Origin of the sequence: Sedimentibacter sp. B4 (genome assembly GCF_000309315.1) — a bacterium.
In the GTDB taxonomy this organism is placed as follows: domain Bacteria; phylum Bacillota; class Clostridia; order Tissierellales; family Sedimentibacteraceae; genus Sedimentibacter; species Sedimentibacter saalensis.
Genome location: NZ_CANG01000898.1, coordinates 1 through 228, shown reverse-complemented (window position 1 = coordinate 228; position 228 = coordinate 1). Strand labels below are relative to the sequence as shown.

The following is a 228-nucleotide window of genomic DNA, read 5'->3' as shown; positions in this document are numbered from 1 at the left end:
TCGGCCTGGCCGAAAAGGGGACGGTTCTCCTTATCGGCCACCCCACCCCGTCGAACCGAGCCCCGCGTCCGCTGGCCTGACTCTCCCGACCGAGGACGCATGGCGACGCTTCACCGTCGACGCGCTCAGGCCGGTGACCCGGGCGATCTGGTCGTAGGAAACCGAGCGCGTCCGCAACTCGCTGATCGCGGTCCGCTGTCGGATCGGGTCGAGCAACCGGAACTCCCG

Annotated in this window: 1 protein-coding gene; it reads right to left on the bottom strand. The window is 69.3% G+C overall.

Features of this window, described 5'->3' with window-relative positions; all coding sequences use genetic code 11:
- Positions 1 to 30: 30 nt before the first annotated feature.
- A partial coding sequence (locus BN358_RS27930) for a hypothetical protein (RefSeq protein ID WP_232233313.1) occupies positions 31 to 228 on the bottom strand: 198 nt, incomplete at its 5' end.